Below are 20169 nucleotides of genomic sequence, written 5' to 3'. Positions count from 1 at the left end.
AGAATTAGGGTATTTTAGCATGAATCATTAAGGGTAAATAAAAAACTAAAAAACTTTTCTTCTTTTTATAGGTTTGTTAGTGCGATAGCCAAACTTTGAGGGTCAAAGTTCGTTGCGATAACGTACGATAATCTTCATCAAGGGGAAGGAAAGTCAAATCTTGCATGGATAAGAGGAAAATAACCTTCATCAAGAGTGTGAAAATATAAACTTGTTTTAGATAATTGGAAAAATGATCTTCATCAAGAGAATGAACGTCAAAACTTTTTTTCGAATACAGGGAAAACGATCTTCATCCAAAACATCGCAACACATAAATTGGCTACACTTACGCTATAACACATGATACAACAGCAAAAATTAGCATGCGAAATATGCAATTTCACATGCTAATTTTTGTGTAAGTTAGTTGTTTTCATCCTTTATCTGAACCCGTTACTATTAAAAAAAGAATCCTTCAAGTCGTTACCCAAATATAATATATAAGCCAAATCCACACAAAATACTACCACCTAATATTTCACTATAGACACCTAGCAAATTATGGACTTTTTTACCGAGTAACATTCCTGTCCAGGTTAGTACCATACTTGCTACACCAAAAAACAATAAAACAATTGCCGTCTTCATTCCTGACATGCCTAAGCTGAGGCCAACCGAAAAGCTATCCATACTAACTGATAATGCGAATAGTAATAGGCCAAATCCTACTGGCTGGACAATGGTTGTCGTTTCGTGATTAAATGCAGAGAAAATCATCTGTGCACCGATCCCGACTAATAATAGTCCACCTAGTAGTAATGTCATATTGCCAACTTGATGAGAAATTGCTTGGCCTAACATAATGCCAATAAAAGGCATCAAAATATGAAAAAGGCCAATCACCATTCCGATTAATGCAACACGTTTCAGGCGAATCTGTTGCATTCCCATTCCTAAGCTAACTGAAAACGCATCCATTCCTACAGCTACTGCCATAAATATAAGGGTTATGAGTTCACCTAATTGATTGATCGACATCCATTCTCCTCCTCGGACATGCTTTTAAACTATATGCAAACCAAAAGGAGAATATGATGTATTTTAGGTTCCTATCACTTCCAGTTTTTTTATCGTTAAACCTGCTAATCACTAGATATGGCGGGTTGCGGCTTTTGTTAGACGGTTCATAACAGCTTGTCCAATTCCTTTTTCGGAAAATGTCTCACACAAAATAAGGTCAACATCGCCTTCTTTAAAGGTACGTAATGCATCATACAAGGATGCAGCAATATCACCAAGATTATGCTCTGACCCTAGTGAGATGATAGCATCAGCTTGAAGTCGCACAGTTGTTTCCGTACTAGCCATAACCCCTATCCTTTTTCCATTTGCTTGTTGTTCCGTTACGATTTCTTGTATGCGTTTTGCATCCCCAGAAACGAGCCATAGATCAACTGCAGGCGCATAGTGTGTATATTTCATACCAGGTGATTTCGGCTTTTGGCTTGATTGGTGATGGACTAAAGCAGGATCAACCATCACATTGCCCACAACTTGTTCTAATTGTTCTTTTGTAATACCTCCTGGTCGTAGAATAATGGGGATATCTTGTGTACAATCAACTACCGTCGATTCTAAACCTACTCCCGTCGAACCACCATCCACTAATCCAGCAATTTTACCAGACAAATCTTGCCATACATGATCTGCTGTAGTTGGACTTGGCTTTCCTGAAAGATTCGCACTTGGTGCAGCGATAGGAATATCACATTCCTTTAGTAATGCTTGTGCAACAGGGTGATCTGGCAAACGTACCCCAATAGTAGATAGGCCTGCTGTAACATTAGTAGCGCATTTTCCATTGCTTGGTAAAATATATGTAATTGGACCAGGTGAAAAGTGAGTCATTAAGGTTTTGGCAATTGGAGGCAACTCATCTACCATTTCTTTTGCTTGTTCGATTGTTGCCACATGGGCAATCAATGGATTATCTGCTGGGCGTCCTTTTGCTTGGAAAATACCTTGAACGGCTTTTTCATTGGTTGCATCTGCTCCTAAGCCATAAACAGTTTCGGTTGGAAAAGCAACAGTAAGTCCATCACGTAACATGTTAGAGGCTTCTTTAATCACTTGTTTATCAATTGATTCACGTATATGCCAACATTTTGTTTTAAACATGTGCGATTACTCCTTTTCTTCTTCCTACATTTTAGAGGAAGAAAGGAATAGAAGCAAAATTAACATACACTTCTTTTACATACTTTGTTCTTTGCTACGTCGCATAATCTATATTATACGCAATAAAGTTGTACATTGATTTTCACTACGGATAGTCGCTTTCACCACGGGCATAAGTGCGACATCTGTTCAAACTTTACGTTTTCACAGTGTCTTCTTTAACGCAGGCACGGCCTCAGCCTCCTCGGAAGAAGACCACTTCCTGCTCAGGTCTGGACACGTGCTTTTCCTGCAGGGGTCGACTGTCCTTCGCTCCAATCAACTATTATATTAGCATCAATGATGATCTAAATATGATTAGTCCACGAGCTAGCGTAGGAAAAACACGGAGACTCCTGCGGGAAGTAGGAGGTCGGTGAGACCCCACAGGGCGCTAGCCCGAGGAGGCTCACCACTCCCCCGCGGAAAGCGAAGTGTTTTTCCGAAGCGAAGCAATGTGCATATTCTAGTTACTGCGTATAATCCAACTTATATGCATGACGTTTTATACGGAAAGTAACAACCATTTAAAAAAATAGCCATACATAGTAACCGTCACTCCAGTAGACAGCACGTTGGAATGAGGATGCCTCCCGATAAAAATAGTAATCCACCCACCTTTCCTAACGTGCAACAATAAAATAGCCTGTGGAAGGGGGTTATCCACAGACTATTCACATCAACTGTTAATATTTATATTTAACCACAGGAAATACACGGCTTTTCTACAGGTTATCCACTGTTTTTGTGTATAACCTGTGGATAAATGCATTGATTATCATTACGAAACAGAGTATGTCCACCATTTCCCCTTTTCAATTGGGTACTTATCCACGATTTTAGTATCCTTTTGTGGATAAAACTGTAATGCTTCTAATAGTTGGTCTACCATTGGTTGGTGACTATGTACAAATACTTCCTTCGCTTCCTTTCGCTTAGCAAGCGCTAATACCGCCTCTATTAATGCTGGTAAAGAAATAGCTGCATTTTTAGTTACATAGAGTTGTTTTAACCAATACACATCTTCTTCTAATGTATCCAAAACAAAACAACCTTCTATTTTCTCTTGAAGTAATACGACATAACCTTTTTCCAATAATAGGTCTCGATCAATACCTTCGTGATCATGTACGAATCCTTCTAGTTTTCCTCTTGAAGCTTGATTTGCTGGTAATAGTTTCATTTTATTCACCTCTACGAATAGTTGCTAGATTACTAGCTTTTTCTATTACTATATGCAGAGGTTTTTATTTCTATGACAAGCCTAACCATTTAAAGAGGAAAAACTTTACCTCTACTTCATCCTCTTCCTTCTCTTCCTTCTGCTCACTAGGAGAACTAGCTTCAGCCGTTTCCTCTGTTTCCGCAACACTTGTACCATTAGAAAAATCTAAGAAGCATAATGGCGGGAATAAGACACACCACCAGTTGGCACCATTGCCTTCCCCAATCGTAATAAGTACTGCTTCATACTCTCCCGCTGGGTAAATGAAAGATCCATACATTTTAGTAGGAAATGTCACATTTTCCCCATAATCTACTTCAAAAGACTTATTCTCATTCTCACGTTCTAAAACAGATGCTACTACTGATTCAATTTCTGGTAAACGTTCCTGAATTAAATCTCGTGCTTCTTGAATATCGGTAATATCTTTAACCCATTCAGAAATGGTTTCATTCACTTCATCACGAACTGCTTGTTTAATTTCTTGATCTTGATCTTTATCACTATTTGCTAGTATACGTAAGCGAATTGCTTCATCTGGAATTACTTGATATCCTTGTTCCACTTCTGGTTGTGCTTCATTACTAACTCCTTTTGTTGGCATAGATAAAAATACGATAAAAAATATAAATGCAAAAAAGATTAATTTCTTCATTGTTCTGTACCCCCGTTTACTTAATTTACAAACAGTATGGGCACAGTTAATCGTTTTTAAACTAGTATTCTATTATTTTTTTAATAAACTTTTGATTATACGCGATACTATTAATCGAAACTTGATACCAATGGAATGTTCCACTATCTAATCCCACAAAACATCCATGTGAGTTGGGATGGTTAATCCGTTCATTTGTTTATTTTCTTTCACTTCACCAGTACAAGCGATTGATTGGTTGTGCCTGTCGTCATGGTCTTTATACCGATAAGCCACCACTTTTTCAAGATAACCATTCTCCTCAAAGTAATACATTGCAGAGCGTGTCACACCTTCATACGACATAGTGGCTTTAGCTGTGTTCATTTATATAGCTCCAGGTGATATAAGGCTTATCCCGGCAGTTGTATTCCATGGTAACTCTAGTAAATAACAATGTAAGGTAGACTAATTGATTTTTTCTTGAAAACCGACATTCACAATCGCAATAAGGGAGGCAACTTTGATGAGCATATGTGCCTTTCCATTCTTGAAAAAGGCCCTGCCAACCACTTTGCCTATTAGTGGTACGGAAAGCTTGTCTTTCCAAACAAATGCTGGGTGATCTTTTGTGACGTATTGTTCTGCTTCTGCTTGAAACCACTTTTTTGATCGGGTCTTAGTTTCATTTGACCGGTTTACTCAAAATTTGCACGATGGCTAGCTGGTTTTCCAATAATACCAATTGTACTTCACCAAGCCTGCACTGGGGAGGGTAGTGGGGAAAGCATCTCTGCAGTAATGATGTCTGAATCTAAAAGACTGATTTCTTCCGTTACTTGTGCATTAAAATGCCATGTTGCTGCTCCAATGATAATCGCTGCAACCATAATGATGTTTGCAATGGTACCGAACTTCGCATCTTGCCAGGAAAGAATGATAACATATTGTGAGAGAGCGGTTGTGATAATGGCAACAATCCACCAGTTCGAATGATTAAATACCCATAAGAAAAAAACGACTAAAAAGAAATCGTTGTTATGAGCCAGAGCAATCGAACTGGCTTTGAGATTGACTGTGTCAACTGATTAAATTCAACTAAATCAAATGCCTTCAAAAAAGCCATGGTGTGGATTACTCCGTGAACAAGGACAACAAACAACAGTAATACTTTCATTTGTTACGCCCCCTTTTAAATTACTTATGTTATACCTTTTTCCACAAATATAACGGAATGAAGGTACAATACTTTGACTTTTAAAAGGGCATAGCAAAATGGACCAAATCAGTTTTGATTTGGCCCTAAATATAATTTCTATTCTAAGTTAGTCTGTTATCTAGGGTGATGTCCCAAGGATTGATTCTGGCCTCGCGTCTCAAGTGGATGGTACCTCGCATCTAAGTAATCGATTAACTTCTCTTCCCCTATGTTTTGTTTCGCTCTATATACTGGGGTAGCAAACATCCCTTTTATCGTATGTTCCTTTAGTAACGCAAAGAACGCTGTATCCTTAAAGCGGTAGAGAACCGTTTTTCTACTCTCTGACGTAAGACGGACAAACGATTTGCCGTACTCTTTCCTCGCTAATGTATCTACCTGTTTCATTCCTTTTTTATAGGTGTTCAAATACTGCCTGTTGTTAGTACGTAAAGATTGCAAAATAAATTTTGTCACTCCAGCTTTCTTTGCACCAGGGTAAATTGTATCCACTGCCTCACGAAGTACTTTCGTAAAGTTGTACTCGGAGTTAACACTTGAATCAATAATTGCTCGTTTTTTATATAGTTCATCCCGCTCATTATATGTGTAAGAGATATGTGCTCTACCATCCAAAGGACGAGCTCGGTTATAAACTTTTCTTAATTTTTTCTGAGACATCTATATTCCCCCTCAAAATATTGTCGTCACTTTTCATATTATTGGAGGGGGCTCATCCCTATTACAAATTTGTGGGAACGGTAAACAAAAAGACTATCTTTTGGATGATCTTTTAAACGGATAACAATGCTGTTCATGCTAGTAAGGTGGGATGAGAAGTGTTCTCGCGGGCAGTATGTCTTCTAATTGCTTAAAATTGCACCGATACCTATTATCGGGATAAAAATCTCTTTTGAATGCTTGGAAATTGCTTCCAGATCCTCTCTCAAGAAGCGGTAAACCCTTTTGGTGCCTGAAATTTCATCGAGATCCGTTATCGGAACAAAAATACACTAAGACGCACTTTCAAGAACAAAGCTTACCTTCTAAAACAGTAAAATGTTCTAGAGAAGAGCCACAAGCCAAAAAAATGTACGTTTATGGGAGGTGTGCGATAACCATTCGATCTTTTTGATTGATATCTTGTTTAATGGTGATCGTACTAGTTGACAGCGTTTGTTTTAGTAATGATTGAACTGCTTCTCCTTGTGTTTCTCCTATTTCAAATGCTACTTTTCCACCATGATTTAATACATGTGGCAGATCACGAATAATTTGTTGATAAGCATAAAGGCCATTTTCTTTTGCAAAGAGTGCAAGTGATGGATCAAAATTTTTTACAGTATCTTGTAATGTCATTTCCTCCTCCCAAGCAATATATGGGGGATTTGATATAACCCAATCAACCTTTATCCCTTCATCCATTAGTGGTTTTAGAAAATCGCCTTGGCGAAATTGAATAGTCGCTTCAAGCTGTTTCCCATTTTGTTTTGCAACACGCAACGCTTCGGCTGAAATATCGGTTCCATAAACCCTCACGTTTTGTAATTGTAATGCGAGTGTAATGGCAATCACACCGCTCCCCGTTCCAATGTCTACTATTGTTTTCGTTTCCTTCGATGTGTCATGCTGGATGTTTTGTATAACATAATCGACAAGCTCTTCTGTTTCTGGGCGAGGAATCAACACTTGTTCATTTACCGCAAACTTCCGTCCATAAAACATTTCATAACCGATAATATGTTGTACGGGAATACCCGTTTCGGCATGTTCTTGAATTGCCTGTTGAAAAGACTGAAGTATATGCTCTGGAACGGTCTCACGCATCATTGTATAAAATTTACTACGATCAACGCCTAAAAAATGCTGCAACAGGATTTCAGCTACATTCCTTTCCCGATTATGTTGTTGTAAAAAAAGAGAAGCCCACTCGAGGACTTCAAATTGTTTCATCGCTTTTGTCATATTATTCACCAATTTGTTCTAGCTTTTTCGCTTGTTCTTCTAATGTTAATGCATCAATGAACTCATCTAATTTTCCTTCTAACACTTGATCTAGTTTTTGCAACGTTAAGCCAATGCGGTGATCGGTAACACGTGTTTGTGGGAAGTTATACGTACGAATACGTTCAGAACGATCACCTGTTCCAACAGCAGATTTACGGTTTTCATCATATTCTGCCTGTGCTTCTTGTTGATATTTATCATAAATGCGTGCACGCAATACTTTCATCGCTTTTTCTTTGTTTTTAATTTGTGACTTTTCATCCTGACAGGACACCACAATACCTGTTGGTTCATGTGTTAAACGTACTGCTGACATCGTTGTATTAACACTTTGTCCCCCAGGCCCACTTGAAGCAAACGTATCAACACGAATGTCTTTCTCATGAACTTCCACTTCAACCTCTTCTGCTTCTGGCAAAACCGCCACAGTGGCTGTAGACGTATGGATACGACCACCTGATTCTGTTTCTGGCACACGTTGGACACGATGTGCACCATTTTCATACTTCAATTTCGAGTAGGCACCATTTCCATTAATCATAAAGATAATTTCTTTATAGCCACCAACCCCTGTAGAGTTTGCCTCAATGACTTCCGTTTTCCAGCCTTGATTTTCGGCATAACGCGTATACATTCGATACAAATCTCCAGCAAATAGGGCTGCTTCATCGCCACCTGCAGCACCGCGGATTTCCATAATAACGTTATTATCATCATTTGGATCCTTAGGAAGTAGTAAAATCTTCATTCGTTCTTCTAATTCCGTTTCTCGCTCTGTTAATTCCGAAATCTCTTCTTTCACCATTTCATACATTTCATCATCCAGGTCATCTTCATACATGGCCTTGGCATCTTTTAATTGAGTTGTAACGTCTTTATATTCACGATATGCCTGAACAACTTCTTCTAGGCCAGCCTGTTCTTTAGAATACTCTCGTAATTTATTCGTATCATTGATCACTTCTGGGTCACTTAACAATTCATTTAGTTTTTGATAACGATCTTCCAATGATTGTAAACGATCTAACATCAAAGCCACCTCTTTTTCCGATTAACAGTCTAATTATAGTATACTCACGTGTCGAGGTCAAAATTCTATTGGTGTTTGTGGCGGGCGGGGTACGGCCACTTTAGCCTAATGTTCTGTCCTCGTGTTCCGTCTATGCGGATCGGGCCTTCACACATAACAAAAAAAGAGCACATCACGTACTCTTCAGTTCGTTACCTCGGATAAGGTTTTTATGAGTTGTCTACTGGGTTTGTTTGGCACTTCGTGATGATGCCGACATCTAGGTTCGTAGGATTCAGACGCTCCTACTAAAATAACTGGATCATCATAAGATGCGGGTTTTCCATTAATTAAACGTTGTGTTCGACTTGCAGGAGATCCGCAAACTGGACATATTGCATTTAGTTTTGTTACAGATTCACTCAATGCCATTAACTTAGGCATTGGGCCAAATGGCTCTCCACGAAAGTCCGTATCCAATCCAGCTACAATAACACGAATGCCCTTGTTCGCGAGTTCGTCTGCAACTAATACAATATCCTCATCAAAAAACTGTGCCTCGTCAACTCCGATAATATCTACCTCTTCATCGATATATTGTGAAATTTCTTTAGAGGATCTTACTGGTTGTGCGACGGTAGAAGTTCCATTATGAGAAACGACAGAGTCACCGGCGTAACGATTATCAATCGCTGGCTTAAACACACGTACCATTAAGTTGGCATAGGTTGCACGACGAACACGACGAATTAATTCTTCAGATTTACCAGAAAACATACTACCACATATAACTTCTACCCAACCACTTTGTTTCATGACATACATAACAAGGGATCTCCCTTCCGTTGATTTGCGGTATGTACCTTAGTGTAACCGTAAGCTTCATTTTGAATATCTATATTAAAATGACTTAATACCCATTACTATTACCATAAAGGTCGACCTACTATTTAGAAAAATTGGCTTTTCTTCAACATACTTTGACAAAACCCTCATTTGCACTTACTACGTACAGGACGTGCTTGTACTGGCGTTGTCACAAGGCATAACAGTGTTAGCCAGAAAGCAGTAGGAAAGTTTTATACTTTAATAGCTATCAAGTAAAAAAACAGGCAAAATATAGACGTTTTGCCTGTTTTTTTACAAACTTTTTATCTTAGCTAAGCAGTCGCCTCAGCCTTTTATTTCAATCCAGCTTCGGCTCCTAGCGACGTGTGACATTTCCCTCTCTGTTCTTCGATAAGTCAAGCTCGAAAGAAAACCACTTTCGGCTTTCCTTTATCTTGAACAGATCAGTCCAATGCATACGTCGCTAAGCAGTCGCCTCAGCTTTTTATTTCATATTATATTTTTTCTTGAATCGGTCTACACGGCCGCCGACTTTGTCAGCTTTTTGCTTACCAGTGTAGAAAGGATGTGATGCTGAGCTCACCTCAACGCGAATTAATGGGTATGTGTTGCCATCTTCCCATTCAATTGTTTCATCAGATGATTGTGTTGATCCACTTAAAAATTTGAAGTCTGAGCTCGTATCAAGAAATACAACTTTACGGTATTCTGGATGAATATCCTTTTTCATGTTATTCCACTCCTTTTTGCCCTGAATCCCTTGGAAACAGAGTTTATTGTAAGAGCCGTAATAGGTATAACTACCTTATCTAAACTCACATAAAGAGATTATAACAGTGTACGCATTTGATTGCAATAGAATCCCTCTATTTTTAGAGAACCAAAATTAGCTAGATATCTTAAGTATTATCGTTTGACACCTTTACGCTTCATTTCCTCTTCCATTTGTTGGAAGAATTCCTCGTTGGCCTTTGTTGCTTTCAATCGTTTCAAGAAACGTTCTAAGAAGTCATGGGAATCTTGCATCGTTTTCCGAATTGCCCACATTTTATCAAGGTGACCTTTGGAAATAAGCAATTCTTCTTTTCGTGTCCCAGATTTTAGAATATCAATTGCAGGGAAAATTCGACGCTGTGCCAAATTACGATCTAAGTGTAGTTCCATGTTTCCTGTTCCTTTAAACTCTTCATAAATCACGTCATCCATACGGGATCCTGTGTCGACTAGAGCTGTACCTAATACAGTAAAACTACCGCCTTCTTCAATATTACGTGCAGCACCAAAGAAACGTTTTGGACGGTGGAATGCAGCTGGGTCAATACCTCCAGATAAAGTACGTCCACTCGGTGGAATAACTAAGTTATAGGCACGTGTTAATCGAGTGATACTATCCATTAACACAATGACATCCCGTTTATGCTCCACTAACCGCATAGCACGTTCCAAAACAAGTTCTGATACTTTAATATGGCTTTCTGGAACTTCATCAAATGTCGAACTGACGACATCGACATCTGGATGTACAGAACGTTCAATATCTGTCACTTCTTCTGGACGCTCGTCCACTAATAAAATTATTAATTTTGCATGTGGATGATTCACGGAAATACTGTTTGCAATTTCTTTCAATAACATCGTTTTCCCCGCTTTTGGAGGGGCCACAATTAGCCCACGCTGACCAAAACCAACTGGTGCCATTAAATCAATGATTCTTGTTGATAAACTGCTCGATTCTGTTTCCAATTTCATTAATCGGTCTGGATATAACGGTGTTAAGGCAGGAAAATGAACACGTTCCTTCGAAGTCTCTGGATCGTCACCATTTACAGCGTCTACGTGTAATAACCCATAATAACGCTCATTCTCTTTCGGAGGACGGACCTTTCCAGATACTTTATCACCATTTCGTAAATCAAACCGTCTTATTTGTGACGCCGATATGTAGATGTCCTCTGCACTCGGGGAATAATTGATTGGACGCAAGAATCCAAATCCTTCTGATGGAATAATTTCCAAAATGCCATCCATGAACAAGTAACCATCTTTTTCAGCCTGTGCTTTTAAAATAGAAAAAATAAGTTCACGTTTTGTTAGCTTTGCATAGTAGCTAACCTTATACTCTTTTGCTAAAGCATAAATTTCTTTCAATGTTAAATTTTCTAAATGAGATATTGTTAATTCTTCTGCCATCGAATTCACCACGCCTATTTGATTTACTTTTACGACAATGTAAAGATCGCTTCCTGTAATTTTTTGTTTTTATATAAGGTTTTAAGTTATGAAAAAATAAATTAAATAATAATACTATAAAGCCAATTATACTTAATCTGATTAATATAGTGATTTTCACTTCTTAAATGGAAGGTCTGTTCTTGCACTTTTAGAAAAGGTTAGCATATTATGGTCTATGAAAATCGAGGCCTTTATCGTAATAAGCCTTTTTTTCTAAAAGAAGTGAAGAATGATCAGAAGCTAGAATAGAAGTTTTGTATCAACCATCATTCAAATTCAATGGCTGCTACAATATGGTTGTATTAAACAGTATGCTTATAAACTATATTACAAACTATAATTCCCAATCTTTACATATCATAAACATCTACCATAATACCCTTTTTAAATAAATTATTCAACTCTATTTTTAAGAAGGTACTAGATATGCAATAGAGGGAAGCCGATGGTTGGCTTCCCCTTATCTATTATCTACGTTTATCTACGGTTGTATAACAAGATTTGGTTTTTTCTTTAAGCTATGTTCCCCATCAATAAAACGAACTGTACCACTTTTGGCACGCATGACAACCGTTTGTGTTGTTCCTTTCGTCCCTTTAAATTGAACCCCTTTTAGTAGTTCGCCATCTGTTACACCTGTAGCTGCAAATATGGCATCATCACCACTACAAAGGTCATTCATGTAGTACACTTTATCCATATCTTCAATGCCCATGCGTTTGCACCGTTCCATTTCTGCATCGTTACGAGGCATGAGCTTTCCTTGAATTTCACCACCTAAGCATTTCAGCGCAACAGCAGATATGACGCCTTCTGGTGCACCACCAACACCTAGCAGTAAATCCACACCTGTATCATCAAATGCGGTATTAATGGATGCTGCGACATCACCATCAGGAATTAGTTTGATTCTGGCACCAGCCTGGCGAATTTCTTCAATTAATTCCTTATGACGTGGTCGGTCTAATACGGTTACAAGAAGGTCTTCTATATCCTTTTGTTTCGCATCTGCTACTGCTTTTAGATTATCATAGGTTGATGCATTAATATCTACTTTCCCAACTGCTTCAGGACCAACCGCTATCTTCTTCATATACATGTCCGGTGCATGAAGCAGTGTCTTTGAATCAGCAATTGCGATGACTGCTAATGCGTTCCACGTACCTTGTGCTACGATATTAGTTCCTTCTAACGGATCAACCGCTACATCTACACCTGGTCCAACACCTGTCCCAAGTTTTTCTCCAATGTATAGCATTGGTGCTTCATCTTTTTCTCCCTCACCAATGACAACAGTTCCTTTCATTGGGATGGTATCAAACACATCACGCATAGCAGAAGTTGCTGCATCATCTGCTTCTTCTTTCTTTCCTCTACCCATCCAACGAGCTGAAGACAATGCCGCAGCCTCTGTTACGCGTACTAATTCCATTGTTAAGCTTCTCTCCATGTATTCCCTCTCCTTTTAGAAAATATATCCTCATCCCAAGAAAATATATTAAAAAAGCTAGAAGTGCTGTTGTAGCTGGACATCTCTGAATGAATTTATGCATTCTTAAGTTATTGCCAACGAACAAACTGGTGCTCCTATGATGGGAATCATGTTTCATCGTCATCCTGCTTTACGAATTCTGAAATTGTTCAATTTCATGGTCCGTCATCTCTTCTCGCCATACATTAGCACCAAGGTTCAATAGCTTTTCTGTAATCTTTTCATATCCTCGGTCAATATGGTCAAGACCTGTTATCTCTGTTATTCCATTAGCCATTAGGCCTGCAATCACTAGAGACGCACCAGCACGTAATTCATTCGCTGTCACACGTGCTCCTTCTAACTGTACAGGACCTGAAACAATTGCTGATCCACCTTCAACCTTTATTATAGCATTCATACGCCTTAGTTCGTCAATATGCTTTAATCTTCCAGAATAAATCGTATCTGTTACAACACCCGTATTTTCTGCTTTCGTTAGGAGCGTAGTAAATGGTTGTTGTAAATCTGTTGGAAAGCCTGGGTAGACTAACGTTTTAATATCAACACTTTTTAATGGGTTTTTAGGTGTGATTAAAAGTTGTTCATCAGCAGCTTGCATCTCAACGCCCATTTCCCGTAATTTTGCTAGTACTGATTCCAAGTGTTGTGGAATGACATTATCAATGATCACTTCATTTCCTGCAGCGGCTGCGGCAATCGCATACGTTCCTGCTTCAATTCGATCAGGAATAATCGTATGTCTGCATCCATGAAGCGATTCAACGCCTTCGATGCGAATTACATCTGTTCCAACGCCTTTTATCTTTGCACCCATATTCGTTAAAAGGGTGGCAACGTCAATAATTTCAGGTTCTTTAGCGGCATTTTCAATAATGGTTTTCCCTTTTGCCTTTACAGCAGCTAACATAATATTAATGGTCGCACCAACACTAACAACATCCAAGTAAATACGTGTGCCAACTAGTTCCTTTGCCCGTATGTAAATAGCACCTTGCTCATTGGTTACCTCAGCACCTAATGCTTCAAACCCTTTAATATGCTGATCAATTGGTCTAGGTCCTAAATTACAACCTCCTGGAAGTCCGATAACAGCTTGGTTAAACTTTCCTAACATTGCTCCCATAAAATAATAAGAGGCACGCAATTTTTTAACTTTACCATTTGGAAGTGGCATTGAAACCATTTGAGAAGGATCAATATGAACAGTTTGTCCATCTTGTTTTACCTTCCCGCCAATTTCTTCCAGCAAATCACCAAGTGTATTTACATCAGAGATTTCAGGTAACCCTTCAATTGTTACATCGGAATCTGCCAAAATTGCAGCAGGTAGTAATGCTACTGCACTATTTTTAGCACCACTTATTCTAACTTTTCCATTTAATGTATGGCCACCTTCAATTAACATCTTTTCCATCAGAAAAACCCCACTTTACTATATGACGTAGGATACTTTGCCAGTGTTACAGACTCTTTAGGATACAATTAAGAAAATGCGCTTAATTCATGTCATGATGTGTGGTTCCGTTCATCACAAGTAAAACTATGATATCCGGTCACCTCATGAAGAAAAAGCGCATTTCTTTTTCTTAGTTGTCTGTATCGTTGATCGTAAAACACGCTAGAAGAAAATGTTTCAACCTATTTTTACCGAGTTTAACACATAACCCGGATCTATCGTCATTTAAAAGGTCCTAACACACTAGCTAGTATTCCTTTTAATTGTTAGTTTGTACGTTTTTCCCATTTTCATCCATTATTTTTGTTCCAATCTGCAAGAAATTTTTCGATGCCTTGATCTGTTAATGGGTGCTTTACGAGCTGACCGAGAACCTTGTATGGAATCGTTGCAATATGTGCACCATTCACAGCTGCATCCATTACATGTAAGGGATGACGGATTGAAGCAGCAATAATTTCTGTTTCGATTCCATGGCGATCAAAAATTTCCGCAATGGTTGAAATCAAATCCATCCCATCATGACCAATATCATCTAGGCGGCCGAGGAATGGAGATACATAGGTTGCGCCTGCTCGTGCAGCCAAAAGTGCTTGGTTGGCATTAAAAATTAAGGTGACATTCGTTTTAATATTTAGGTCGCTAAATGCCTTAACTGCCTTTAGGCCTTCTAATGTCATCGGAACTTTCACCGTAATATTTGATGCAATTGCCGCAAGTTCCTTTCCTTCTTTAATCATACCTTCCGCATCTTCTGAAATAACTTCTGCACTAACAGAACCCGATACTTCCGTTGTGATCTCTTTTAAACGCTCATGAAATGACACGCCTTCTTTCGCAACTAAACTTGGGTTGGTTGTTACACCTGCCAAAATCCCAAGTTCATTTGCAGAACGGATTTCATTAATATTTGCTGTATCAATAAAAAATTTCATTTATGTCTCTCCTCCCTTTTGCTTTTCAAAACACCAGTATACTCTATGCTTTGTTGGAGGAACCAAATTCACGCATTTTGCCAATAACTGTTTCTTTTATCGCGTCACGACTTGGTCCTAAATATTTACGAGGATCATAAAGGTCTGGTTTTTCTGCTAGAACTTCCCGAACTTTTTTTGCTTGTGCAATTTGGTTTTCGGTATTTACATTAACTTTTGCTGTACCAAGTGAAATAGCACGTTGAATATCTTTAGTTGGGATACCAGTACCACCATGTAGAACAAGTGGAATGTTTGTAAGGTTCATCACTTCTTCCATCCGATCAAAACCAAGGTTTGGTTCACCTTTATATGGACCATGTACAGAACCTAAAGCAGGTGCAAAGCAATCGACATTTGTTTCGTTTACTAATTTTTCACATTCAGACGGGATCGCATAGGCTGCTTCTGCATCTTCCACAATAAGGTCATCTTCTTGACCACCAACACGACCAAGTTCTGCTTCAACAGATACACCATGAATATGTGCTAATTCCACTACTTTTTTCGTAAGAGCGATATTATCCTCTAACGGTTCATGAGAAGCATCAATCATAACGGAAGTAAATCCAGCATGAATGGCTTCAGCACATTTTTCAAAGCTTGAGCCATGGTCAAGATGAATTGCTACAGGCACGGTTGTACCATAGGATTCCATTAATTCTTTGACCATCGCAACAACAACATTAAATCCTCCCATATATTTTCCAGCACCTTCAGATACACCAAGGATTACTGGAGATTTTTCTTCTTCTGCTGCTTGTAAAATTGCTTGTACATACTCTAAGTTATTTAAATTGAATTGTCCGACTGCATATCCGTTCTTCTTGCCAAGTTCAAGCATTTCTTTCATTGATACTAATGGCATTGTTATCCTCCTTCTTAGATGTCACATTCATTCTCTACCTATAATGTTGTCATTACATAATTAAGAATACCAACAACGTTTTGAAGTCGCAACAATAGTGTAGTTTACAATGTTTTGTTAAAAGTCAAACTACATTAGGAAGCATTTTTTTGCAATAGACGACTAACTATCTTTGTTATGTCTTCTACATTAAAAGGTTTTGCTAAAACTTCTTGTACCATACTAAACTGTTGTGCTTCCTTATCGATATCTTCTGCTAAACCACTCATTAAAATGGCAGGTGTTGTCATTTTCCTTTTTTCCAATTGCTGTAATAATTCTTTTCCATCTAGAATTGGCAACTTATAATCTAAAATAATTAGATCAAACGTTTGATCAATTATGTAATCTAATGCTTCCTTGCCAGTTGTAGCTACTGTAACTTCATACCCCTCACTGGTTAAAATATCCTGTAACAACAGTCGTATACCTGGTTGATCGTCCACAATTAATAATTCTTTTACCATTCTCTCATCTCCGCTCCCATGTTTTGGTGGTGAATTTCGAAATAATCCCCCTGCCCCTCGAAATTCGCCATCAGTATTTTTTCGCTTTCTCACTTGTACTTATCTTCTATATGTAGGAATAAATATCCTTCTTTTTAAAGAACAAAATTGGTAGATTTTTGAGAAAAAATGATATGTTTTACCTAATTATGTCGAAAGTTTGTTCGTACTAGTTATTGCAAACCATCGTCAGTCTTGATGTTAGAAGTTTACTGTGTTCTCGATTTACTTTTTACGATTTCTTTGTAATTTTGACATCGAAAGACGTACTCGGTCACATTTTGGTGATATCATATGTTAATAATTGCATCGAGAAACATGCTCGTTTACATTTTTCTGAATCTCCTTGGTGCTTTATATATTGAGAAGCTCATTCGTTTCACTTTTTGCGAACTCCACTTATTTTTTTCGCATCGACAAGCATACTCATTTTGGCATCAACACGTTCTTGTCTCTCATTGACCCCTGACACGTTATAAAGAAACCCGAAAGAGGTATAATCACCTATTTCGGGTTTTCATTATTAGGTTAGGCACTTTTCGCATTCTTTGTTGTTATTTAACATCGCATCTGATATATTATGCGTCATAACTTTAACTTGACTACTTCCATCCTTTTAAGATGAGTGCTAATCCAACGAACGAATTCAAGCTATCGACCCTTGTTGAATGAGTAAAAGCGACTGTCCGTAGCGGAAATTTACGACTCAACTATGCATTAAGATTTTTCTTAAAAAAGCAACATTTTTAGAAAACAGCCTTAGGTTATTTACGTTGTAATTCATCAATTGCACCAATAAATCCACGGAATAAGGATTGTGGTCTTGTTGGACGGGATTTAAATTCAGGATGAAATTGACTTGCCACAAACCATGGATGATTACTTAATTCAATCGTTTCCACAAGTCTTCCATCAGGGCTTGTTCCTGAAAAAATAAACCCTTTTTCTGTCATCTGATCGCGATATTCATTATTAAACTCATAACGATGACGGTGGCGTTCCTCTACCATGTCTTCTCCATCATATGCTGCTTTTGTTTTGGTTCCTTCTTGTAAATGACAAGGGTAAATTCCTAAACGTAAGGTACCACCCATGTCAGAAATATGTTTTTGCTCTGGTAATAGATCAATGATTGGATGTGGTGTATCTGGGTCAAACTCTGCAGAATGAGCTTCCTTCAGCCCTAGTACATTTCGTGCAAATTCTACGGTTGCTAATTGCATTCCTAAACAAATTCCTAAAAACGGTACCTTGTTTTCACGTGCATAACGAATCGCTTCAATTTTCCCTTCGATACCACGATCTCCGAAGCCACCAGGAACAAGAACTCCATCAACACCTTTTAATTCTTGTTCGATCGTGTTTGGCTCCATTTTTTCCGCATTAATCCACTTTATATTAATATCTGAATCAAATACAAACCCTGCGTGTCTTAATGACTCAACAACGGAAAGGTATGCATCTGGTAATTCAACATATTTTCCCACTAGACCAATTGTGATTGTCTTCGATAGATTGCGTACTTTCTTGACTAATTGTTCCCACTCTTCCATTTCTGCGGGTTGACAAGCTAAGCCAAAATGATCGCATGTTAATTGGTCTAAACCTTGTTCCTGTAACGCGATCGGCACCTGATAAAGTGTGTCCGCATCACGCATTTCAATAACAGCATTCTCGTTAATATCACAAAATAGAGCGATCTTTTCTTTCATACCTTTGCTAATGGATTGCTCTGTTCGTAACACGATGACATCTGGTTGAATACCTAAGGAGCGCAATTCTTTTACACTATGCTGTGTTGGTTTGGTTTTCATTTCACCTGCTGCTTTAATAAATGGAACCAATGTACAGTGGAGGTACATCACATGTTCCTTCCCAATATCACTTTTAATCTGGCGAATCGCTTCCAAGAATGGTAATGATTCAATATCACCAACTGTTCCACCAATTTCTGTAATAACGACATCTGCTTTTGTCGCTTGACCTGCACGGAATACTTGTTCTTTAATTTCGTTCGTAATGTGCGGAATAACTTGGACAGTTCCACCTAAATAATCACCACGACGCTCTTTTCGGATAACACTCGAGTATACTTTACCTGTTGTAATGTTACTATACTTGTTTAAATTAATATCAATAAAGCGTTCGTAATGACCTAAGTCCAAATCGGTTTCAGCACCATCTTCTGTTACAAATACTTCACCGTGCTGGTACGGACTCATCGTTCCAGGATCCACATTGATATACGGATCAAACTTTTGAATGGTTACTTTCAAACCACGGTTTTTTAAAAGCCTTCCTAATGATGCTGCCGTGATTCCCTTCCCTAAAGATGAAACAACTCCACCTGTTACAAAGATATACTTGGTCACAATCCATCCCTCTTCCTTTTCTAAAAGTCCAATATAAGTAAATAATAAGTTCAATTAAGGGAGCTAATTATAAAATGTGGTTTCCTAATTTAGTTTTGCATTCCAAAGTAGATTTATCCTTAAAAGTGGGGTGTATTCGTTGGAAGTTTTCTTTATCTCCCATGATAGTAGTTACCCCACTTTTATAGACCATAAACACATTAGAAAAACTCGCATTCGCTCGTCCTTTAGCGAATGTGTTCGTTTTTCTTATACTTGGCACGTAAAAATTTTAGCTACGTCGAGTCCACTTCTTGGCTAAAATTTTATACTTTCCTAGCTGCTAAAAAATAAAAAAGAAGCGCTCCCCCGTTTATTACAGGGGGAGCGCTTTTATTGTTTAATTTTAACGAGCCCAATAAAAATTGTACTCATGTCATTTTAAAAAGTCAAGCAATCTTTTCCTATTTATCTTCCTTGTCATCATCCGTATCATCGTCTGTGTCTTCACCGTTATCTTCTTCATCAAATTCATCATCAAATTCATCATCGTCAAAACCATCGTCTAGATCATCATCTAAGTCATTGAATTGATCTACATCATCCTCATCGTCTACCTTATCATCTTTAAAATCTGCTGTTAACACTTCCAAGCTATCTTTGTCATCATCCAGTTCATCTTCTTTATAATCAAATGTTTCTGGTTCGACCTCTTTTTTCTTCTTCTTTTTCTTCTTCTTTTTCTTTGGAACTGCAGTAATTTCTTCATCAATATCCTCAACGGAATACCATTCTTTTAATCCCCAAAGATTAGAACCCTTTGTTAAGAAGTGACCATTGATATTTAAATCGGTATAGAACTGTGCAATATTTGCATCCTTTTGCTCATTAGTGAAACCTTTAATCTCTGCTACTTTTTCAAATACTTCTCGAAAGTCCATTGCTTTTCTTTCATCCTGCAAAATTTCATAAGCTAAGTCGATCATTGCTTTTTGCTGTAGATCTTCGTGGCTATTAGTTTCTAAGCTCACGGTAACGCACTCCCTTTACTCATAAATATTTAAAGGCTACTACGCCTAGAATGACATATGTTCATGAGAACGTGTCAGTACATCAAGATTATGTAA

Annotated in this window: 18 protein-coding genes and 1 pseudogene; all 19 read right to left on the bottom strand. The window is 38.1% G+C overall.

The features are described 5' to 3' along the window. Positions 1 to 465: 465 nt before the first annotated feature. The 19 genes and pseudogenes from GHC26_RS01625 to rpoE all read right to left on the bottom strand — a co-directional run bounded on the left by GHC26_RS01625 (position 466) and on the right by rpoE (position 20073). Positions 466 to 1020 (bottom strand): manganese efflux pump MntP, encoded by a 555-nt coding sequence (locus GHC26_RS01625; protein WP_163969495.1) that lies wholly within the window; start codon positions 1018 to 1020, stop codon positions 466 to 468. Positions 1021 to 1131: 111 nt separating this feature from the next. Beyond that, positions 1132 to 2160, bottom strand: coding sequence for an L-threonylcarbamoyladenylate synthase (locus GHC26_RS01620; RefSeq protein ID WP_163969494.1), 1029 nt, complete (start codon positions 2158 to 2160; stop codon positions 1132 to 1134). A gap of 820 nt (positions 2161 to 2980) precedes the next feature. Next, positions 2981 to 3382: a GNAT family N-acetyltransferase gene (locus tag GHC26_RS01615; protein WP_163969493.1), complete on the bottom strand. Its 402-nt coding sequence runs from the start codon at positions 3380 to 3382 to the stop codon at positions 2981 to 2983. A 70-nt stretch (positions 3383 to 3452) separates the two neighbouring features. Next, positions 3453 to 4079, bottom strand: coding sequence for a stage II sporulation protein R (spoIIR, locus tag GHC26_RS01610; RefSeq protein WP_163969492.1), 627 nt, complete (start codon positions 4077 to 4079; stop codon positions 3453 to 3455). Positions 4080 to 4226: 147 nt separating this feature from the next. Next, a pseudogene (locus GHC26_RS16090) lies at positions 4227 to 4724 on the bottom strand (DUF6920 family protein); the annotation flags it as partial. Positions 4725 to 5079: 355 nt separating this feature from the next. Beyond that, positions 5080 to 5235, bottom strand: coding sequence for a hypothetical protein (locus GHC26_RS01600; protein ID WP_163969490.1), 156 nt, complete (start codon positions 5233 to 5235; stop codon positions 5080 to 5082). 156 nt (positions 5236 to 5391) lie between these two features. Beyond that, positions 5392 to 5937, bottom strand: coding sequence for a gluconate 2-dehydrogenase subunit 3 family protein (locus tag GHC26_RS01595; RefSeq protein WP_163969489.1), 546 nt, complete (start codon positions 5935 to 5937; stop codon positions 5392 to 5394). Between the two features lie 417 nt (positions 5938 to 6354). Further along, positions 6355 to 7221, bottom strand: a complete 867-nt coding sequence (prmC, locus tag GHC26_RS01590; RefSeq protein ID WP_163969488.1) for a peptide chain release factor N(5)-glutamine methyltransferase — start codon at positions 7219 to 7221, stop codon at positions 6355 to 6357. A 1-nt stretch (position 7222) separates the two neighbouring features. Next, on the bottom strand, positions 7223 to 8293 hold the full coding sequence (gene prfA / locus GHC26_RS01585; RefSeq protein WP_163969487.1) for a peptide chain release factor 1: 1071 nt from the start codon (positions 8291 to 8293) through the stop codon (positions 7223 to 7225). Between the two features lie 183 nt (positions 8294 to 8476). Then, positions 8477 to 9097: a thymidine kinase gene (locus tag GHC26_RS01580; RefSeq protein ID WP_163969486.1), complete on the bottom strand. Its 621-nt coding sequence runs from the start codon at positions 9095 to 9097 to the stop codon at positions 8477 to 8479. A 508-nt stretch (positions 9098 to 9605) separates the two neighbouring features. Beyond that, positions 9606 to 9851, bottom strand: a complete 246-nt coding sequence (locus GHC26_RS01575; protein ID WP_163969485.1) for a type B 50S ribosomal protein L31 — start codon at positions 9849 to 9851, stop codon at positions 9606 to 9608. A gap of 176 nt (positions 9852 to 10027) precedes the next feature. Continuing rightward, complete coding sequence (gene rho, locus GHC26_RS01570) at positions 10028 to 11311, bottom strand: transcription termination factor Rho (protein ID WP_163969484.1); 1284 nt, start codon at positions 11309 to 11311, stop codon at positions 10028 to 10030. Between the two features lie 523 nt (positions 11312 to 11834). Then, positions 11835 to 12803, bottom strand: a complete 969-nt coding sequence (gene glpX / locus GHC26_RS01565) for a class II fructose-bisphosphatase (protein ID WP_163969483.1) — start codon at positions 12801 to 12803, stop codon at positions 11835 to 11837. A 172-nt stretch (positions 12804 to 12975) separates the two neighbouring features. Next, positions 12976 to 14262: a UDP-N-acetylglucosamine 1-carboxyvinyltransferase gene (locus GHC26_RS01560; RefSeq protein WP_163969482.1), complete on the bottom strand. Its 1287-nt coding sequence runs from the start codon at positions 14260 to 14262 to the stop codon at positions 12976 to 12978. A gap of 332 nt (positions 14263 to 14594) precedes the next feature. Next, entirely contained in the window at positions 14595 to 15239 is a 645-nt protein-coding gene (gene fsa / locus GHC26_RS01555; protein WP_163969481.1) for a fructose-6-phosphate aldolase, read from the bottom strand. Between the two features lie 43 nt (positions 15240 to 15282). After that, positions 15283 to 16146 (bottom strand): class II fructose-1,6-bisphosphate aldolase, encoded by an 864-nt coding sequence (gene fba, locus GHC26_RS01550; protein WP_163969480.1) that lies wholly within the window; start codon positions 16144 to 16146, stop codon positions 15283 to 15285. 134 nt (positions 16147 to 16280) lie between these two features. Next, positions 16281 to 16652: a response regulator gene (locus GHC26_RS01545; protein WP_163969479.1), complete on the bottom strand. Its 372-nt coding sequence runs from the start codon at positions 16650 to 16652 to the stop codon at positions 16281 to 16283. A gap of 803 nt (positions 16653 to 17455) precedes the next feature. Then, positions 17456 to 19063 (bottom strand): CTP synthase, encoded by a 1608-nt coding sequence (locus GHC26_RS01540; protein ID WP_163969478.1) that lies wholly within the window; start codon positions 19061 to 19063, stop codon positions 17456 to 17458. Positions 19064 to 19506: 443 nt separating this feature from the next. After that, the gene (rpoE, locus tag GHC26_RS01535) at positions 19507 to 20073 is read right to left on the bottom strand and encodes a DNA-directed RNA polymerase subunit delta (RefSeq protein WP_163969477.1); all 567 of its coding nucleotides are present in this window, start codon (positions 20071 to 20073) and stop codon (positions 19507 to 19509) included. Between the last annotated feature and the right edge of the window lie 96 nt (positions 20074 to 20169).

The organism is Oceanobacillus halotolerans (assembly GCF_010993955.1).
In the GTDB taxonomy this organism is placed as follows: Bacteria; Bacillota; Bacilli; order Bacillales; family Amphibacillaceae; genus Oceanibacillus_A; species Oceanibacillus_A halotolerans.
Note: the sequence above shows the minus strand (reverse complement) of the source record. Positions and strands in the feature narration are given on the sequence as shown.